This window comes from Actinomadura luzonensis, from assembly GCF_022664455.2.
In the GTDB taxonomy this organism is placed as follows: domain Bacteria; phylum Actinomycetota; class Actinomycetes; order Streptosporangiales; family Streptosporangiaceae; genus Nonomuraea; species Nonomuraea luzonensis.
Window position 1 is genome coordinate 1,876,161 of record NZ_JAKRKC020000001.1, and the last position, 17,255, is coordinate 1,893,415.

Genomic DNA, 17,255 nt, shown 5'->3' on the forward strand with positions numbered 1-17,255 from the left:
GCTATCCGGCCGGTGAAACGCCCATCGAGGCCGTAGGAGGACCTGCGAGGCCGTCTCGGCCTTCTTCTGCACCAATTCGTACGCTTGTGCCGCGCTAGCCGTCCGGGAAGTCGCCGGCCAGGCGCAGGGCCTCCTCCACCAGGGTCTCCACGATCCGCGACTCCGGGACGGTCCTGACGACCTCGCCCCTGACGAAGATCTGGCCCTTGCCGTTGCCGGCGGCCACGCCGAGGTCGGCCTCGCGCGCCTCGCCCGGGCCGTTGACCACGCAGCCCATCACCGCCACCCGCAGCGGGTGGGGGAAGCCGTCGAGCGCCGCCGCCACCCGGTCGGCCAGCGTGTAGACGTCCACCTGCGCCCGCCCGCAGGACGGGCACGAGACGATCTCCAGCCGCCGCCCGCGCAGCCCCAGCGACTCCAGGATGCCGATGCCGACCTTGACCTCCTCCACCGGCGGCGCGGACAGCGAGACCCTGACGGTGTCGCCGATGCCCTCGGCCAGCAGCAGCCCGAAGGCCACCGCCGACTTGACCGTGCCCTGCAGCAGCGGCCCCGCCTCGGTGACACCGAGGTGCAGCGGGTAGTCGCAGCGCCGCGCCAGCAGCCGGTAGGCCGCCACCGTGACCTGCGGGTCGTGGTGCTTGACCGAGATCTTCAGCTCGCGGAAGCCGTGCTCCTCGAACAACGAGCACTCCCACAGCGCCGACTCCACCAGCGCCTCGGGCGTCGCCCGGCCGTGCTTGCGCAGCAGCCGGGGGTCGAGCGAGCCGGCGTTGACGCCGATGCGGATCGGCACCCCGGCCGCGCCCGCCGCCCGCGCGATCTCGCCCACCTTGTCGTCGAATTTCCTGATGTTGCCTGGATTGACCCGCACGGCCGCGCAACCCGCGTCGATGGCGGCGAAGACGTACCTCGGCTGGAAGTGGATGTCGGCGACCACCGGGATCCGCGACCTGCGGGCGATGGCCGCAAGGGCGTCGGCGTCGTCCTGCGACGGCACCGCCACCCGGACGATCTGGCAGCCGGCCGCCGTCAGCTCGGCGATCTGCCGCAGCGTGGCGTCGACGTCGGCCGTGACGGTGGTGGTCATGGACTGGACGGAGACGGGCGCGTCGCCGCCGACCGGCACCCCGCCCACCATGATCTGGCGGCACCGGCGGCGCGGGCGCGGGACGGACGGCGTGCCGAGGTCTACAGCGGGCATCCGGGCAGCTCCTTCCGTACGGCGGACGCGATGCCCTGGCCGGTCAGCCCGGCCTCGGCCAGCAGCTCGGCGCGGCTGCCGTGGGCGACGAACGCGGTGGGCAGCCCGAGGTTGAGCACCGGCAGGCCGGGCGGGCAGGCCTGCCGGAGCAGCGCCCCGGCCCCGGAGGCGGCGACGCCGTCCTCGACCGTGACCACGAGCCGGCTGGCGCGCGCCAGCGCCCGCAGGTCGGCCGAGACCGGGATCACCCAGCGCGGGTCGGCCACGGTGACGCCGACGCCCGAGGCCGACAGCAGGGCCGCCGCGTCGAGGCACGGCCGCGCCATGGGCCCGACGGCCACGAGCAGCACGTCGCCGCCGCCGGCGAGCACGTCCACCTCGCCGTGCGCGCCCGTGGCGGCGAGCTCGGGCTCGACCACGGCCTTGGGGAAGCGCAGCGCCGTGGGGCCGTCGTGCGCGACGGCCTCCTCCAGCAGCTCGCACAGCCGCACCGCGTCGCGCGGCGCGGCCACCCGCATGCCGGGCACCGCCGCCAGCGCCGCGAGGTCCCACATGCCGTGGTGCGAGGCCCCGTCGGGGCCGGTGAGCCCGGCCCGGTCGAGCACGAGCGTGACCGGCAGCCGGTGCAGCGCGAGGTCGGTGACGACCTGGTCGAAGGCGCGGTTGAGGAACGTGGCGTAGACGGCCACCACGGGGTGCAGCCCGCTCATGGCCATGCCCGCCGCCGAGGCCAGCGCGTGCTGCTCGGCGATGCCGACGTCGAACATGCGCCCGGGGAAGCGCCGGCCGAAGGCGGCCAGGCCGGTCGGCCCGGGCATCGCGGCGGTGATCGCCACCAGGTCGCGGCGGCGCTCGCCGAGCAGGCACAGGTGGTCGGCGAAGGCGTGGGTCCAGGTGGGGCGGCCCGGCGCGAGCGGCCGCCCGGTGGCGGGGTCGGTGACCGGGATGGCGTGCAGGTGCTCGTCGAGGTCGCGCTCGGCCGGGCCGTAGCCCTCGCCCTTGCGGGTGACGCAGTGCAGCACGACCGGCGCGCGCAGCTCGTGCGCCATGCGCAGCGCCTGCTCCAGGGCGGCGATGTCGTGGCCGTCGACGGGCCCGAGGTAGCGCAGGCCGAGGCTCTCGAAGACGGTGACGTCGACCGTGGCGCGCAGCCGGGCCAGGTGGGCGGCGATCGCGCCGTGGGTGGGGGCGTAGGAGCGGCCGTTGTCGTTGAGCACGACGATGACCGGCGGCGCGCCCGCCACCCCGAGGTTGTTGAGCGCCTCCCAGGCGACGCCGCCGGTGAGCGCGCCGTCGCCGACCACCGCCACCACGGCCCGCTCGTCGCCGGTCAGGCGGCGGGCCTTGGCCATGCCCTCGGCGTAGGCGAGCGCGGTGGAGGCGTGGGAGCTTTCGAGGTGGTCGTGCGCGGACTCGCCGCGGCTCGGGTAGCCGCTGAGCCCGCCCCTGCGGCGCAGCGCGTCGAAGCCGTCGCGGCGGCCGGTGAGCAGCTTGTGGACGTAGGACTGGTGGCCGGTGTCGAACAGGATGACGTCGCCGGGCGAGCGGAACACCCGGTGCAGGGCGATCGTGAGCTCCACGACGCCGAGGTTGGAGCCCAGGTGGCCGCCGCTCGCGGAGACCTTGCGGACCAGGAAGGCGCGGATCTCGCGGGCCAGCCCGGGAAGCAGCTCGGAGGGGAGGGCGCGGAGGTCGTCGGGGGTGGAAACGTAGGGCAGCAGGGTCTTCATGGCATCCCCTGACCTTGGGACTGCTGTGGCAAAACAAGTCGCCAGCTACAAAAGACACTTTACACGCTGAGTATTCGGTGAGTAACTATTGGTAGCGACCGACTGACCGAAGGAGCCACGCGCATGCCGGTGGGCTTCACTCAGCACTCCCTTGGTTCACGCATCGACCAGCAGCTGAGCGCTTTCCTCGAATCGTGGCGGGCCCCCGTGTCCGACCCCGACGTCGAGGTCGCGTACAAGGTGCTGAACGAGTTCGTCCTCGGCGGCGGCAAGCGGGTCAGGCCACAACTGTGCTACTGGGGCTGGCGCGGCGCGGGCGGCGACGACTGCGAGGAGATCATCAAGGCCGCGGCGGCGCTGGAGCTGTGCCACGCGGGCCTGCTCATCCACGACGACATCATGGACGGCAGCGAGCTGCGCCGGGGCCGCTCCACCGTGCACAAGAGCCTGGAGCGGCTGCACGCGGGGCCGGGCGCGCAGGTGTTCGGCCAGGCGGGCGGCATCCTGCTCGGCACGCTCAGCCTGGCCTGGTCCGACGCCATGTTGTCGTCGTGCGGGGTCGACCCGCCCCGGCTGCGGGCCGCGCACCGCGTCTTCGACGCCATGCGCACCGAGGTGATCAGCGGCCAGTACCTCGACATGCTCGCCCAGCTCCGCGCCGGCGCGAGCGTGGACGAGGCGCTGACGGTCATCCGCTACAAGACCGCCAAGTACACCGTGGAGCGCCCCCTGCAGATCGGCGGCGCGCTCGCCGGCGGCGACCCCGGGCTGCTGGAGTCGTACTCGCGCTTCGGCGTGCCGCTGGGCGAGGCGTTCCAGCTCCGCGACGACGTGCTCGGCACGTTCGGCTCGGCGGCGGAGACCGGCAAGTCGGCGCTGGACGACCTCCGCGAGGGCAAGCACACCGTGCTGGTCGCCCACGCGCTGCGCCGGGCCACGCCCGCGCAGCGCGAGCACCTGCGGCGCTGGCACGGCGACCCGGAGCTGGGCGAGGAGCGCGCCGCCGAGCTGCGGCAGATCCTGCTCGACACGGGCGCGGTCGCGAAGGTCGAGGACATGATCGAGCACCGGGTGCGCGAGGCCGTGACGGCGCTGGCGGAGGCCGACATCAAGCCGGAGGCGGCGAGCGCGCTCACCGTGCTCGCCGACCGGCTCGCGCACCGCACCAGGTAGGGGGGCTTTCCCGATGGGACGGGTACTACTCGCGGCGCCGCGCGGCTACTGCGCGGGCGTCGACCGGGCGATCGTGACGGTCGAGGAGGCGCTGAGACGCTTCGGCCCGCCCGTCTACGTGCGAAAACAGATCGTCCACAACACCTCCGTGGTCGCCGGGCTGTCCCGGCGCGGCGCGGTCTTCGTCGAGGAGCTCGACGAGGTGCCCGACGGCGCGCTGGTGATCTTCAGCGCCCACGGGGTGTCGCCGGCGGTCAAGGACGAGGCGGCGCGGCGCGGGCTGCGCAGCATCGACGCGACCTGCCCGCTGGTCACCAAGGTCCACAAGGAGGCCGTCCGCATGGCGGAGGCCGGCCACGAGATCGTGCTCATCGGCCACGCCGAGCACGAGGAGGTGGAGGGCACGGTCGGCGAGGCCCCCGGCCACGTCCACGTGGTCGACCCGGCCCGGCCCGACGAGGTGCCGGACCGGCTGCGCGCCGCCGGCTCCGGCCGCATGAGCTGGCTGTCGCAGACCACGCTCGCCGTGGACGAGACCATGCGCGCGGTCGGCGCGCTGCGCGAGCGCTTCCCGCACCTGGCCGACCCGCCGAGCGACGACATCTGCTACGCCAGCCAGAACCGTCAGGAGGCGGTCGCCAGGATCGCCCCTGAGTGCGAGCTGGTCCTCGTCGTCGGCTCGGCCAACTCCTCCAACTCCCGGCGGCTGGTCGAGGTCGCGCTGGAGGCCGGGGCGCGGGCGGCGCACCTGGTGGACCACGCCGGCGAGGCCGACGAGGAGTGGCTGCGCGGCGTCGAGACCGTGGGCGTCACCTCGGGCGCCTCGGCGCCGGAGCGGCTGGTGCAAGAGCTGCTCGACTGGCTCGCCGCGCGCGGCCACGCCGACGTCGAGCAGGTGACCGTCACCCAGGAGACCCTGACCTTCTCCCTTCCCCCCGAACTACGTCCGACCCGCAATCCCGGCCAGCCCAGCACGGAACAGGCAGGTAGAACATGACAGAAACCACCCATTCCACCGCCCCTGAGAACGGCAACGGACAGCTCAGCCTGAGCACCGAGGCCGCCAGGCAGCTCTCGACCACCACCAAGACGCCGCCGCAGATGCAGGAGATCACCTCACGGTGGCTGCTGCGCCTGCTGCCGTGGGTGCAGTGCTCGGGCGGTGTGTACCGGGTGAACCGGCGGCTCACCTACACCCTGGGGGACGGCCGCATCACGTTCAGCACCACCGGGTCGGAGGTGCGCGTCATCCCGGCGGAGCTGACCGAGCTGCCCATGTTGCGCGGCTTCGACGACATGGAGGTGCTGGAGGCGCTGGCCGGGCGCTTCACGCAGCGGGAGGTGGCGGCCGGCGAGGAGATCGTCGCCGAGGGCGCCCAGGGCGACCTGCTCGTCCTCATCGCGCACGGCCGGGTGGGCAAGGTGAGCCGTGGTGCCTACGGCGACGAGCAGGACCTCGGCGTGCTGGCCGACGGCGACCACCTCGGCGAGCAGGCGCTCACCGACGGCGCACCGTTCGCCTTCAGCGCGCGGGCCAAGACCGCCACCACGCTGCTGACGTTGTCGCGCCAGGACTTCGAGCAGGTCGTCGAGCAGTCCGACGCGCTGCGCGAGCACCTGGAGAGCCGGGTCAGCAGCGGCGGGCGGGCCCAGAACGACTACGGCGAGGCCGCCATCGACATGTCCTCGGGCCACAGCGGCGAGCCGACGCTGCCCGGCACGTTCGTCGACTACGAGGTCAGCCCCCGCGAGTACGAGCTGAGCGTCGCCCAGACCATCCTGCGCGTCCACAGCCGGGTCTCCGACCTGTACAACCAGCCGATGAGCCAGCTCGACCAGCAGCTCCGCCTCACGATCGAGGCGCTGCGCGAGCGCCAGGAGCACGAGCTGATCAACAACCGGGAGTTCGGCCTGCTCCACAACGCCGACTTCAGCCAGCGCATCCGCACCCGCTCGGGCCCGCCCACCCCCGACGACCTCGACGACCTGCTCGCCACCGTGTGGAAGGAGCCGGCGTTCTTCCTGGCCCACCCGCAGGCCATCGCCGCCTTCGGCCGGGAGTGCAGCAAGCGCGGCGTCTACCCGCAGGGCAGCGAGGTCAACGGGCACCGGGTGCCGGCCTGGCGCGGCGTGCCGATCTTCCCGTGCAACAAGATCCCGGTCTCGGCCAGCCGCACGACGTCGTTCCTGCTCATGCGCACCGGACAGGAGAGCCAGGGCGTGGTGGGCCTGCACCAGACCGGCATCCCCGACGAGTACCAGCCGAGCCTGTCGGTGCGGTTCATGAACATCAACGACAAGGCCGTCGTCTCCTACCTGGTCAGCGCCTACTACTCGGCCGCGGTCCTGGTGCCGGACGCGCTCGGCGTCCTGGAGGACGTGGAGCTCGGCAGGAACGACTAGCCCGGGGCACGTCCGTCGGGGGAATGGTGGTGTTGGCACATTGACGGGGTCGGACCAGAGGCTCAGCCTCGACACCCGGGCGGCGCGCGGGCTCGCCACGACGACCAAGACGCCTCCGCAGGCGCGGGAGATCACCCCGCGCTGGTTGTTGCGGATGCTGCCGTGGGTCGGCGTGGCGGCCGGCACGTACCGGGTGAACCGGCGGCTCACCTACCCGGTCGGGGGCGGCCGGGTGAGTTTCTTCACCACCGGGGCCCGGCTCCAGGTGATCCTACCGAGCCTGACGGAGCTGCCCCTGCTGCACGGGCTGGCGGGCGGCGAGGAGCTGGACCTCCTCGCCCGCGCCTTCCGGCAGCGGGAGTACGGCCCGGGCGACACGATCGCCCGGGCCGGCCGCCCGGCCGACGAGATCCTGCTCGTCGCGCGCGGCAAGGTCGCTCAGCTCCAGCCCGCCGGGTACGGCGGCCACCTGGCGCGCGGCACGCTGGCCGACGGCGACCACGCCGGCGGCGGCCTGCCGGGCGCGACCTGGGAGTTCACGCTGGAGACCCGCACCCCCTGCACGGTGCTGGCCCTGCCGCGCGAGGAGCTGGACGCCCTGACCGCGCGCTCGCCCGCGCTCCGCGCCCAGGTCGAGCGGCACCGCGCCCGCCTCGCCCGGCCGCGCAACACGCTGGGCGAGGCGGCCGTCGCGATCGCCGCCGGCCACCGGGGCGAGCATCCGCTGCCCGGCACGTTCGTCGACTACGACCCCGGGCCGCGCGAATACCCGATGAGCCTGTCGCAGACCGTGCTGCGCGTCCACAGCAGGGTCGCCGACCTGTACAACCAGCCGATGGACCAGACCGAGGAGCAGCTCCGGCTGACGGTCGAGGCGCTGCGCGAGTCGCAGGAGCACGAGCTGGTCAACAACCGCGACTTCGGGCTGCTGCACAACGTCGACCCCCGGCAGCGGATCTACACCCGCACCGGCCCGCCCGGCCCCGACGACCTCGACGAGCTGCTCTGCCGCCGCAAGAAGTCGCGCTTCTTCCTCGCCCATCCGCAGGCCATCGCCGCCTTCCACCGGCAGTGCAGCGCCGGCGGAGTCTACCTGGAGAGCGTCGAGCTGCACGGGGCCCGGCTGACCGCCTGGCGCGGCGTGCCGCTGCTGCCCTGCGACAAGATCCCGGTCACCCGGCAGGGCACCAGCACGATCCTCGTCCTTCGCACCGGCGAGGACGACCAGGGCGTCGTCGGGCTGCGCCCGGCCGCGGTGCCGGACGAGCGGGAGCCGGGGCTGAGCGTGCGCTTCACCGGCATCGACCCGCACGGCATCGCCTCCTACCTGGTCAGCGCCTACTACTCGGCCGCCGTGCTGGTGCCGGACGCGCTCGGCGCGCTGGAGCACGCCGAGGTGGCCCGCTGAACGTTCCCTCGTGAAGGAGCATGGATGAGCCAGCCGTTCGAACTGCCGGACTTCTACGTGCCGTACCCGGCCCGGCTGAACCCCCATCTGGAGGTCGCGAACGCGCACGCCAAGCAGTGGGCGCGCGACATGGGCATGCTGGAGGGCTCGGGCGTCTGGGAGGAGGCCGACCTCGACGCGCACGACTATCCGCTGATGTGCGCCTACACCCACCCCGACTGCGACGCCGACGAGCTGTGCCTGATCACCGACTGGTACGTGTGGGTGTTCTTCTTCGACGACCACTTCCTGGAGGTGTACAAGCGCCCCGGCGACCTCGACGGCAGCCGGGGCTACCTGGCCAGGCTGGCGGCGTTCATGCCGATGGGCGACGACCTGTCGATGCCGGAGCCGCGCAACCCGGTCGAGGCGGGCCTCGCCGACCTGTGGGTCCGCACGGTGCCCGGCATGTCGGCCGGCTGGCGCGAGCGGTTCGCCGAGAGCACCCGCAACCTGCTGAACGAGTCGTTGTGGGAGCTGGCCAACATCAACACCGGCCGCATCGCCAACCCCGTCGAGTACGTCGAGATGCGCCGCAAGGTCGGCGGCGCGCCCTGGTCGGCGGGGCTGGTCGAGCACGCCGTGCGGGCCGAGGTGCCGGCCCGGCTGGCCGCCACCCGGCCGCTGCGGGTGCTGAAGGACGCCTTCTCCGACGCCGTGCACCTGCGCAACGACCTGTTCTCCTACCAGCGGGAGGTGGGCGACGAGGGCGAGCTGAGCAACGGCGTGCTGGTGCTGGAGACCTTCCTCGGCTGCACCACGCAGGAGGCGGCGAACGCGGTCAACGACCTGCTGACCTCGCGGCTGCAGCAGTTCGAGCACACGGCGGTCTTCGAGCTGGGGCCGCTGTTCGCCGAGCACGGCGTCGACCCGGTCACGGCGGCCGGGGTGCTGGCCTACGTCAAGGGGCTCCAGGACTGGCAGTCGGGCGGCCACGAGTGGCACCTGCGCTCCAGCCGGTACATGAACGAGCGGGCCGGGGCGAGCCGGCCGCTCGGCATGTCCTCGCTGGTCGACCTGCTGGGCGCCAAGCGGGTCAGGAACTTCACGCACGTGCCGTACCAGCGGGTGGGGCCGAGCGAGATCCCCGACCTGTACGTGCCGTTCCCGCTCCGGCTCTCGCCGCACCTCGACGACGCGCGGCGGCACACGGTGGCCTGGTGCCGGGAGATGGGCATGCTGGAGGCCCAGCCGGGGGTGGCCGGGTCGGCGGTGTGGGACGAGCGCAAGGTGGCCGACTACGACCTGCCGCTGTGCGCGGCCGGGCTGCATCCCGACGCCACCCCGGAGGAACTGGACCTGGCCTCGTTCTGGCTGGCCTGGGGCACCTACGGCGACGACTACTTCCCCGTGGTCTACGGCCGCACCGCGAACCTGGCCGCCGCCAGGATCGCGGTGGCCAGGTTCTCGGCGTTCATGCCGCTCGACGGCACGCCCCCGCCGCCGCCGGCGGGCGCGCTGGAGCGCGGGCTGGCCGACGTGTGGGCGCGCACGGCCGCGCCCATGCCGCCCGCGCACCGCGCCCGGCTGCGCGCGGCGGTGGAGAAGATGTGCCAGGGCTGGTTGTGGGAGCTGGCCAACGAGATCGCCCGGCACGTCCCCGACCCGGTGGACTACCTGGAGATGCGCCGGCTGACCTTCGGCTCCGACCTGACGATGAACCTGTGCCGGCTGCGGCACGAGAAGGGCGTGCCGGACGAGGTGTACGCCAGCGGCTCGATGCAGGCGCTGGAGAACGCCATGATGGACGCCGGCTGCCTGCTCAACGACATCTTCTCCTACCAGAAGGAGATCGAGTTCCAGGGCGAGGTGCACAACTGCGTCCTGGTCGTCCAGAACTTCTTCGACTGCGACCGGCGCACCGCGCTCGGCATCGTCAACGACCTGATGGCCTCGCGGGTGCGGCAGTTCGAGCACATCGTCGCCGACGAGCTGCCGGTCGTGTGCGCGGAGTTCGGCCTGGACGGCGAGGCGCGGGCCGCCCTGGACGGGTTCGTGGCGGAGCTGCGCGACTGGCTGGCGGGCATACTCAACTGGCACCGCGGCTGCTTCCGCTACGACGAGGAGAGCCTGCGCCGGCACCACCTGCCGCCGCGCTTCACGCTCGGCGGCCCGACCGGCCTCGGCACCTCGGCCGCGGTCGCCTTCACCCCGCTCGCCAGTAAGCTGACCGGCGGGCTCAGCGGCGGGCTCACCGGCAGGTGAGAGCGGGCTTCAGATGGGCAGGTGATGGGCGCGGGGCTCGTGGTACCAGCCCATCAGGCGCAGCAGCCGGAGCTGGTACGGCGTAGGGTTGCGCAGCCGGATCCAGCGCTGCTCCGGCGGCAGCGCCGGCAGGGCCAGCACGCGCAGCCCCGAGACGTCGACGAAGGTCAGCCCGCCGGTGTCGACGACGATGTACGCGCCCTGGCGGCAGCCGGCCAGGGCGAGGGCCAAGGCATGGCTGTTGGAGGCGTCGATCTGGCCGATCAGCGTGACGACGGGCGCCTCGGCCGTCGCGCGCACGGTGACCTTGAGCTGCTCGTCCTGATGGAGCAGCCGCTCGTCGAGACGGTTCACACCCCTCACACCCCCCTGCACATACGCTCCCCGGGGGCCAGAACCAAGGCTACACGAAGGATGTTTCGGTATGTGATCTTCGCGGGAATATGACCGAATTAGCGCGTAATCCTGAAGGGCCTTTCCCGGCGGCCGTCGCGCCATCGCCAGGGGAGGCGTCGAGCCCCGTGTACGCCGGGGCCGGATACCCGTTCTGCCCGGTTTGCCATGGATCTTCCCGGCCCGGATTTTTCGCGACTCGTCCGCTTTTGTCGGAAGACTTCCCGCGCCTTTCCGCGGTAGAGAAAGCCGCACAGCAGACGGGGGTGAGAACGCATGAACGGAAAAAGCTCACGGGCATTCACGGCGGCGGCATGCGTCGTCGTGTGCCTGCTCCAGTCACCGGCCGCGCAGGCCGCGCACCGGGCGCGCTCGGCCGCCGGCGGGATCGCGCTGCGGGCGGCGCTGGAGATGGTCGGGGTGCCGTACTCGTGGGGCGGCGGCGGGGTGCGCGGGCCCGGGTACGGCATCGGCAAGGGAGCGGGGACGCGCGGCTTCGACTGCTCGGGCCTCACCGAGTACGCCTACGCGCGGGCGGGGGCGCTCATCGGGACCACGTCGCAGGAGCAGTGGCGCGCCGGCATCCGCCTGCCGAAGGAGCTGATCGAACCAGGGGACCTGGTCTTCTACGACAACGACCGCGCGCATCCCGGGCCGGAGCACGTCGGGATCGCGGTCGACGCGAGGACGATGGTGCACGCGCCCTACACGGGGGCGTTCGTGCGGCTGGACCGGCTCGACCGGTCCGACTTCCTGGGGGTGGTGCGGCCGGGCGTCGGGCGCGCGGACGAGCGGTGACCTGCCCGGACGCGGAAATGAGCCGTGCGGCCCCTGACCGGCCCCTCGCGAAAGAGCCGGCCCGGGGCCGCACAGCGCCCGAACAATTTTCGGTGACCTCAAGGGCCGTCCGTGGTCTCGCGAGTCCCCACGTCGGGCCCTGGTCGCTCACCTAGGCACCAGGAAGGCGACTGGCCAGGCGGCTCCGCACACGGGAGCCGCGATCGACCCTCCTGCCTACGCCGTCCTTAGCTGAGGTCGGAGCCGGCGTTGTCGATGTCGACACCCTTGTTGGCGTCGCCGACCTCGGGCTGGTTGTTGTTCAGCAGGTCGAGCTCGACCTCGTCGGCGATCTGGATGATGTTGACGTCGATGCTCTCGAGCGAGTCGTTCAGCACGTCGTTCAGGACGTCGTCGATGATCTGCCACTGGCTCAGAACGGCCTGGCCGCCGTTGTGCGGGTTGGGGCCGACGTCAGCGGAGGCAGCGGAGGCCGAGAAGCCAAGAGCGACGGCCGCGATCGCTGCACCGGCGAGGATACGACGGATCATGATTGTTTCCTCCATGGATCGGCGCGGAATTCCCGACGCCATAGTCGTTTGTGCAGGGCTGTGAGGTGCCGGGAATAACAATCGCGGCAGGCAGCGAAATCCGCAACTCAGAAAGCCCTCATCGAGGTCAAGGAGGCACCTCGATTTCTTGGCATTGGGTTTTCACGCTCATCGGCCGAGCGCGGCGAATACCGCACTGCCGTGGGCCGGTGAAAGGCATTTGTTTTAGCTGCGCCCGAGAAATGCGCCGCAGCCATTCACCCCGCCATGAGGGATGATCACCCGAAACTTGAGCTTCCGGCTACGCCTCCCGGCGTACCTGGAGCGCCATCCGGGGGCCGACGACCGGCGCGGACAAAGCCGGGACGATGGCCGTCAGTTCGGCGAATCCGAGTGAGGTGAGCATGCTGCGACCGCGTATCCGCAAGACGGTCCTGGTTATCCACATCGCCGTCTCCGTCGCGCTCGCGGGCGAGGTGTGGGGGCTGGTGGCGCTGAATACGGCGGCCGCCCTGACTAAGGACGGGGAGCTGGCGCACGCCGCCTATCGGCTGATGCCGGTGCTGGTGTTCGCGGGCGGGATACCGCTCAGCCTGACCGCATTGATCAGCGGGATCACGCTCGGGCTGGGCGGTCATTGGGGGCTGTTTCGCTATTACTGGGTGACGGCCAAGCTGGTGCTGCTGGTGGCGGTCATCTGCACCGGCATGTTCCTGTTCGACCCGGCGGGAATGGCCGAGGCGACCGCGGGGGGCGGGGCGGCCGGGGCCGGCCGGCAGTGGGGGCAGGTGGCGGTGCCGGGGACGCAGCTCGCGATGCTGCTGGCGGCGACGGCGCTGTCGGTCTTCAAGCCGCGCGGGTCACGCCGGGGGGACGCCCCACGCCCCGGCGGAACCGTGAAAAATTTGGCGGATCCGCAGGAAAAGCACAAATAAGCGGCACATTTCGTTCAGCAGGAAATACAGTACACGGGCCGGAGGGCGTGGCAGGATTGACCACGGGCCGGAACCGTGGCGAGATGCCGATTGAGGAGCATAGATGCGGAGTGCTCACAATATGGGCGACATGACCGAAATACCGGATCGTGATTCCCTGCAATCCGGGCCGAGCGCCCTACGCCTCCTCATCGGCGCCCACCTGCGCCGGCTCCGCGAGGCCGCCGGCGTCACCCGCGAGGCCGCCGCCTACACCATCCGCGGCTCGCAGTCCAAGATCAGCCGCATGGAGGCCGGCCGCACCAGCTTCAAGCCGCGCGACGTGACCGACCTGCTGCTCCTGTACGGCGTGCGCGACCAGGCCGAACGCGACAGCCTGCTGGCCCTCGTCGCCCAGGCCAACGTGCCGCGCTGGTGGCAGGAATACCGCGACGTCGTCCCCGACTGGTTCGAGCCCTACCTGGGCCTGGAGCAGGACGCCGCGCTCATCCGCGGCTACGCCGTGCAGTTCGTCCCGGCCCTGCTCCAGACCGAGGGCTACGCCCGCGAGGTGCTGAGGAGCAGCCACGAGGGCGAGCCCGCCGAGCGCGTCGAGCGGCTGCTCGCCGTGCGCCTGCGCCGCCGCCGCATCCTCGACCCGCCCGCGCCGCGCAAGCTCTGGGCGGTGCTCGACGAGGGCGTGCTGCACCGCCGGGTCGGCGACGAGGAGACCATGCGGGCCCAGCTCGAACACCTGGCGCGCATGGCCGAGCGGCCGCACGTCACGCTGCAGGTGTTCCCGTTCTCCGCCGGGGCGGCGCTCGGCGGCGGCGGCCCGGTCACCCTGCTGCGCTTCGCCCAGGAGGGGCTGGGCGACATGGTCTACGCCGAGCACCTCACCGGCGCCCAGTTCTTCACCAAGGAGGCCGAGGTGCGCCCCTACCGCCACCTGCTCAACGAGCTGGGCGTGCACGCCCCGCCCCCGGCCGAGACCCCGGCGATCCTGCGCGGCATCATCGCCCGGCTCTGAGGCGGGTCAGGGCTTGCGGGCCACCCCGCAGAGCGCGTCCACCTCGTCGGACGAGCCCATCGGGTCGGGGTCGGGCCGCCAGCGGGTGATCGACACCACGCCCGGCTCGACCAGCTCCAGGCCGTCGAAGAAGCGCGTGAACTCCTCGCGGGTGCGCAGGTGGTACGGCGCTCCCGGCCCCTCGTTGTGCTGCTCCTGCGCCCGGTCCAGCGCCTCGCCGGTGACGACGTTGACGCCGTCCCACAGCGCGAGGTAGCTGCCGGACGGCAGGGCGTCCATCAGCCGCCCCACGATCGTGTACGCGCCCTCCTCCTCGCTCACGTAGCCGGCGATGCCCATGAGCATGAGCGCGACCGGCCGGGTGAGGTCGAGGGTCCTGGCCGCGGCGGCGATGATCGCGTCGGGGTCGCGCAGGTCGGCGTCCACGTAGTCGGTCGCGCCCTCGGGGGTGCCGACCAGGAGGGCGCGGGCGTGGGCGAGCACCAGGGGGTCGTTGTCCACGTACACGACCCGGCACGACGGGTCGGCGCGCTGGGCGACCTCGTGGGTGTTGTCCACGGTCGGCAGGCCGGTGCCGACGTCGAGGAACTGGCGGACGCCCGCCTCGTTCACCAGGTGGCGCACGATGCGGGCGAGCAGGTGCCGGGACAGCCGGGCGATCTCCACGATGTCGGGGAAGGCCTCGCTGAACCGGTCGCCTGCCTCCCGGTCCACGTCGTAGTGGTCCTTGCCGCCGAGCCAGTAGTTCCACATGCGGGCGGCGTGCGGGACGTTCGTGTCGATCCGCGGCGGAAGTGCCTCTCCGGCGGAGGAGCGTTCTCCGGTCATGGAGCTTCTCCAGTGGTGTCGGATCTGCGGGTTATTCAACCTAGCGTCCGGACTTTCCACCTTCCAGGCCCAGACGCGAGATCATCGATCTTCGTCGCCGAGCCGGTCGAGGGCGGCCGACAGCCGCCGCACGGCCTCCAGGCAGCGCTCGGCCTCCTCCCGGCCCAGCTCCGCCACGAGCCGGTCGGCGAACTCCTGGTGCCCGGGGACGATCCTGGCGATGGCCTCCCGCGCGGCCGGGGTCTGCTGGAGCAGCTTGGCCCGGCGGTGCGCGGGGTTCGGCCGGTACTCGGCGAGGCCCCGCTCGACCAGCAGGTCGGCGATGCGCTGCACGCCCTGCCGGCTCATCCCCATGACCCGGGCGATGCCGGCGACCGGCAGCGGCTCCTGCTGCACCGCGCCGAGCACCTGCCACCAGGCCGCCGTGATGCCCGCGGGCCGCGCCAGCTCCTCCGCGACGTGGAGGAACTGGCCGTTGAGCCGGAAGGCGCCGAGCGCCAGCCCCGACAGCAGCCGCGGGTTGTCGCTCATGCCGACATCAGCACCTCGTACGCGGCCGCGTCGCTCCGGGCGAACAGCCGGTACCAGGCGTCCAGGACGTCGGGCCGGAAGACGTCGAGGCGGCGGAAGACCTCGCGGGCGAAGGCCACCGGCTCGGTCGGGCCGGCCGTGACGAGGTCGCCGTCGAGCACCGCGTCGCGGTCGAGGTAGCGCTTCGCGCCGGCGTAGCCCTCCTGGGCCTCCAGGTACTGGAGGGCGCCGCTGGTGTGGTCGCGGTCGTCGAGCAGGCCCTCCCTGGCGAGCCCGGCGGTCGCGCCGCAGATGGCCGCGACCGGCACGCCGGCCTCCAGGAACTCCCTGGCCTTGCGGGCGAACGGGACCAGGGCGTCGCCCTCGTCCCACAGGGCCGCGCCCGGCAGGATCAGCAGCGCGCTGTCACCGGGAGTGAGCCGGTCGAGCGTCAGGCCGGGGGTGATGCGCGCGCCGCCCATGGTGACGACGGGGTCGGCGGTCAGGCCGACGGTGACGACGTCGTAGCCGCCGGGCTCGCGGTGGTAGGCGCCGCTCCGCAGGTGGGCGGTGGCGTGCCCGGTCTCCCAGTCGGCGAGCGTGTCGTAGACGGCGTGGTGAATGATTCCCTTCATGACAACAGCTTGTCATATCGACAGCATGCTGTCAATCACAACCCGTGCAAGGATAGGCGCATGGCAGAGATCGTCGGCGGTGGACGTCCGGTCAACGACGCCGAGCGGCGGGTCATCGCGCACCTCCGCGACCACGCGCCCGCCGACTGGCTGCTGCTGCACAACATCGAGGTCCCGCGCGGCCACGACGTCTTCGAGGTCGACCTGCTCGTGCTGACCGGCCACTCGCTCGTGGTCGTCGACGTCAAGGGCACGCGGGGGCGCATCGAGGTGTCCGGCACGCGCTGGTTCCCGCCGCGCCGCGAGGCGTTCGGCTCGCCCGTGGCCAAGCTGCGGGGCACCGCCAAGGCGCTGAAGGGCCTGCTCGTCTCGCGGGCCACCCAGCTCGAACGCGTGTACGTCGACAGCCTCGTCGTGCTCTCCTCCCCCGACGCCGAGCTGGTCGACCCGGCCGGCCGCGACGCGGTCAACGTCACGAGCCTGCCCGCGCTGGTGGCCACGCTGAGCGACGTGTCGCGGGTGCGGCGCGGGTGCAGCCCGCACGTGCGCCCGTACATGACGGCCGTGCTCGACGCGCTCAACCAGACCGTCCGGCGCAGCACCGCGCCGCCCCGCTTCGGCAACTGGGAGGTCGAGGAGCAGCTCGGCGGCGACGCCAAGGTCACCGAATACCGCGCCTTCAACGTCACGCTGCCCGGCAGCGAGACCGTCCTGCTGCGGGTCTACCAGGCCGACCCGCTGGCCGACCACGAGGCGCGGGCGGCCGAGCGGCAGCGCATCGCCAACGCCTACCAGAGCCTCGCCCGCATCCCTCCGCACCCGTGCGTGGTGCGCTCGCGTGACTTCTTCGCCATCGACGACGAGAGCCGGTTCGTGCTGGTGCTCGACGACGTGCACGGCCGCTCGCTGCACCTGTCGGCGGCCAGGGAGGCGCCGCTGCGGGTGATCGGCGACCTGCTGCGCGGCCTCGCGCACGCGCACGCCCACGGCGTCGTGCACCGCGCGCTCACCCCGGCCAGCGTGCTGGTCACCGACGACGGGCACGCCGTGCTGACCGGCTTCGACTACGCCAAGCCCGGCCCGCGCAACTACACCGTCGCCCACGAGTTGGGCAACGTGCTCGACGCCCACTACGTCTCCCCCGAGTGCCAGGAGCGCCCCGACCGGATGACCACGGCCTCCGACGTGTACGCGGCCGGGGTGATCTCCTACCAGCTCCTCACCGGCGAGCTGCCCACCAGCGCCGACGCCCACGGCCCCGACGTGCCCGAGGTCGTGCGGCGGATGCTCGACCACTCCCCCGCCAAGCGGCCGTCCGCGGCCGAGGCGCTGGAGGCCCTGACCGCCCCGCCGCCGCCCCGGGGCTCGCGGCTCGGCCGCCTGGTCCGTCGCATAGTGTCCCGTCCATGACGATCACCCTGCGGGCGGTCGGCGAGGACGACCTGGCGGCCTGCT

16 protein-coding genes are annotated in these 17,255 nt (G+C 72.4%); 9 read left to right on the forward strand and 7 right to left on the reverse strand.

The features are described 5' to 3' along the window. Positions 1 to 94: 94 nt before the first annotated feature. Together ispG and MF672_RS08840 are read right to left on the reverse strand one after the other, a co-directional pair. A complete protein-coding gene (ispG, locus tag MF672_RS08835; RefSeq protein WP_242372384.1) occupies positions 95 to 1,204 on the reverse strand; it encodes a flavodoxin-dependent (E)-4-hydroxy-3-methylbut-2-enyl-diphosphate synthase in 1,110 nt (369 codons plus the stop codon). Then, complete coding sequence (locus MF672_RS08840) at positions 1,192 to 2,934, reverse strand: 1-deoxy-D-xylulose-5-phosphate synthase (protein WP_308210469.1); 1,743 nt, start codon at positions 2,932 to 2,934, stop codon at positions 1,192 to 1,194. Before MF672_RS08840 ends, ispG begins: the two co-directional genes overlap by 13 nt. A gap of 123 nt (positions 2,935 to 3,057) precedes the next feature. Between MF672_RS08840 and MF672_RS08845 the strand changes: the two genes are divergently transcribed. Genes MF672_RS08845 through MF672_RS08865 form a run of 5 tightly spaced genes read left to right on the forward strand, consistent with a single transcriptional unit; the run spans position 3,058 to position 10,162 of the window. Further along, entirely contained in the window at positions 3,058 to 4,107 is a 1,050-nt protein-coding gene (locus MF672_RS08845) for a polyprenyl synthetase family protein (protein ID WP_242372381.1), read from the forward strand. 13 nt (positions 4,108 to 4,120) lie between these two features. Then, complete coding sequence (locus MF672_RS08850) at positions 4,121 to 5,104, forward strand: 4-hydroxy-3-methylbut-2-enyl diphosphate reductase (RefSeq protein ID WP_242372378.1); 984 nt, start codon at positions 4,121 to 4,123, stop codon at positions 5,102 to 5,104. Further along, complete coding sequence (locus MF672_RS08855) at positions 5,101 to 6,510, forward strand: family 2B encapsulin nanocompartment shell protein (RefSeq protein ID WP_242372375.1); 1,410 nt, start codon at positions 5,101 to 5,103, stop codon at positions 6,508 to 6,510. Before MF672_RS08850 ends, MF672_RS08855 begins: the two co-directional genes overlap by 4 nt. A gap of 40 nt (positions 6,511 to 6,550) precedes the next feature. Next, positions 6,551 to 7,918: a family 2B encapsulin nanocompartment shell protein gene (locus MF672_RS08860; protein ID WP_242372371.1), complete on the forward strand. Its 1,368-nt coding sequence runs from the start codon at positions 6,551 to 6,553 to the stop codon at positions 7,916 to 7,918. 24 nt (positions 7,919 to 7,942) lie between these two features. Further along, positions 7,943 to 10,162, forward strand: a complete 2,220-nt coding sequence (locus MF672_RS08865) for a terpene synthase family protein (protein WP_242372368.1) — start codon at positions 7,943 to 7,945, stop codon at positions 10,160 to 10,162. A gap of 9 nt (positions 10,163 to 10,171) precedes the next feature. Here MF672_RS08865 and MF672_RS08870 read toward each other — a convergent pair whose 3' ends face one another. Next, the gene (locus MF672_RS08870; RefSeq protein ID WP_242372365.1) at positions 10,172 to 10,516 is read right to left on the reverse strand and encodes an STAS domain-containing protein; all 345 of its coding nucleotides are present in this window, start codon (positions 10,514 to 10,516) and stop codon (positions 10,172 to 10,174) included. A gap of 315 nt (positions 10,517 to 10,831) precedes the next feature. Here MF672_RS08870 and MF672_RS08875 point away from each other — a divergent pair, with 315 nt between their 5' ends. Beyond that, positions 10,832 to 11,353: a C40 family peptidase gene (locus MF672_RS08875; protein WP_242372364.1), complete on the forward strand. Its 522-nt coding sequence runs from the start codon at positions 10,832 to 10,834 to the stop codon at positions 11,351 to 11,353. 227 nt (positions 11,354 to 11,580) lie between these two features. Here the strand turns inward: MF672_RS08875 and MF672_RS08880 are convergent, their stop codons facing one another. Then, complete coding sequence (locus MF672_RS08880; protein WP_242372361.1) at positions 11,581 to 11,883, reverse strand: hypothetical protein; 303 nt, start codon at positions 11,881 to 11,883, stop codon at positions 11,581 to 11,583. 404 nt (positions 11,884 to 12,287) lie between these two features. On the opposite strand from MF672_RS08880, the gene MF672_RS08885 reads away from it, so the two are divergent. Both MF672_RS08885 and MF672_RS08890 read left to right on the forward strand, forming a co-directional pair. Continuing rightward, positions 12,288 to 12,818, forward strand: a complete 531-nt coding sequence (locus tag MF672_RS08885) for a SirB2 family protein (protein ID WP_242372359.1) — start codon at positions 12,288 to 12,290, stop codon at positions 12,816 to 12,818. A 130-nt stretch (positions 12,819 to 12,948) separates the two neighbouring features. Beyond that, positions 12,949 to 13,827 (forward strand): helix-turn-helix domain-containing protein, encoded by an 879-nt coding sequence (locus MF672_RS08890; protein WP_308210470.1) that lies wholly within the window; start codon positions 12,949 to 12,951, stop codon positions 13,825 to 13,827. 6 nt (positions 13,828 to 13,833) lie between these two features. On the opposite strand, the gene MF672_RS08895 is transcribed toward MF672_RS08890, so the two are convergent. From MF672_RS08895 to MF672_RS08905, 3 genes are all read right to left on the reverse strand, one after another. Continuing rightward, complete coding sequence (locus tag MF672_RS08895) at positions 13,834 to 14,655, reverse strand: SAM-dependent methyltransferase (protein WP_242372356.1); 822 nt, start codon at positions 14,653 to 14,655, stop codon at positions 13,834 to 13,836. Between the two features lie 81 nt (positions 14,656 to 14,736). Then, on the reverse strand, positions 14,737 to 15,186 hold the full coding sequence (locus tag MF672_RS08900; RefSeq protein WP_242372354.1) for a MarR family winged helix-turn-helix transcriptional regulator: 450 nt from the start codon (positions 15,184 to 15,186) through the stop codon (positions 14,737 to 14,739). After that, a complete protein-coding gene (locus tag MF672_RS08905) occupies positions 15,183 to 15,800 on the reverse strand; it encodes a DJ-1/PfpI family protein (protein ID WP_242372352.1) in 618 nt (205 codons plus the stop codon). Before MF672_RS08905 ends, MF672_RS08900 begins: the two co-directional genes overlap by 4 nt. A 60-nt stretch (positions 15,801 to 15,860) precedes the next feature. Here MF672_RS08905 and mads6 point away from each other — a divergent pair, with 60 nt between their 5' ends. Continuing rightward, a complete protein-coding gene (gene mads6 / locus MF672_RS08910) occupies positions 15,861 to 17,210 on the forward strand; it encodes a methylation-associated defense system protein kinase MAD6 (RefSeq protein WP_242372351.1) in 1,350 nt (449 codons plus the stop codon). Positions 17,211 to 17,255: the final 45 nt, after the last annotated feature.

Coding starts and splice junctions, on each gene's coding strand:
- ispG (WP_242372384.1), bottom strand. CDS start 1,204: ATGCCCGCTGTAGACCTCGGCACGCCGTCCGTCCCGCGCCCGCGCCGC.
- MF672_RS08900 (WP_242372354.1), bottom strand. CDS start 15,186: ATGAGCGACAACCCGCGGCTGCTGTCGGGGCTGGCGCTCGGCGCCTTC.
- MF672_RS08865 (WP_242372368.1), top strand. CDS start 7,943: ATGAGCCAGCCGTTCGAACTGCCGGACTTCTACGTGCCGTACCCGGCC.
- MF672_RS08895 (WP_242372356.1), bottom strand. CDS start 14,655: ATGACCGGAGAACGCTCCTCCGCCGGAGAGGCACTTCCGCCGCGGATC.
- MF672_RS08890 (WP_308210470.1), top strand. CDS start 12,949: ATGACCGAAATACCGGATCGTGATTCCCTGCAATCCGGGCCGAGCGCC.
- MF672_RS08845 (WP_242372381.1), top strand. CDS start 3,058: ATGCCGGTGGGCTTCACTCAGCACTCCCTTGGTTCACGCATCGACCAG.
- MF672_RS08875 (WP_242372364.1), top strand. CDS start 10,832: ATGAACGGAAAAAGCTCACGGGCATTCACGGCGGCGGCATGCGTCGTC.
- MF672_RS08850 (WP_242372378.1), top strand. CDS start 4,121: ATGGGACGGGTACTACTCGCGGCGCCGCGCGGCTACTGCGCGGGCGTC.
- MF672_RS08855 (WP_242372375.1), top strand. CDS start 5,101: ATGACAGAAACCACCCATTCCACCGCCCCTGAGAACGGCAACGGACAG.
- MF672_RS08905 (WP_242372352.1), bottom strand. CDS start 15,800: ATGAAGGGAATCATTCACCACGCCGTCTACGACACGCTCGCCGACTGG.
- mads6 (WP_242372351.1), top strand. CDS start 15,861: ATGGCAGAGATCGTCGGCGGTGGACGTCCGGTCAACGACGCCGAGCGG.
- MF672_RS08880 (WP_242372361.1), bottom strand. CDS start 11,883: ATGATCCGTCGTATCCTCGCCGGTGCAGCGATCGCGGCCGTCGCTCTT.
- MF672_RS08840 (WP_308210469.1), bottom strand. CDS start 2,934: ATGAAGACCCTGCTGCCCTACGTTTCCACCCCCGACGACCTCCGCGCC.
- MF672_RS08885 (WP_242372359.1), top strand. CDS start 12,288: ATGCTGCGACCGCGTATCCGCAAGACGGTCCTGGTTATCCACATCGCC.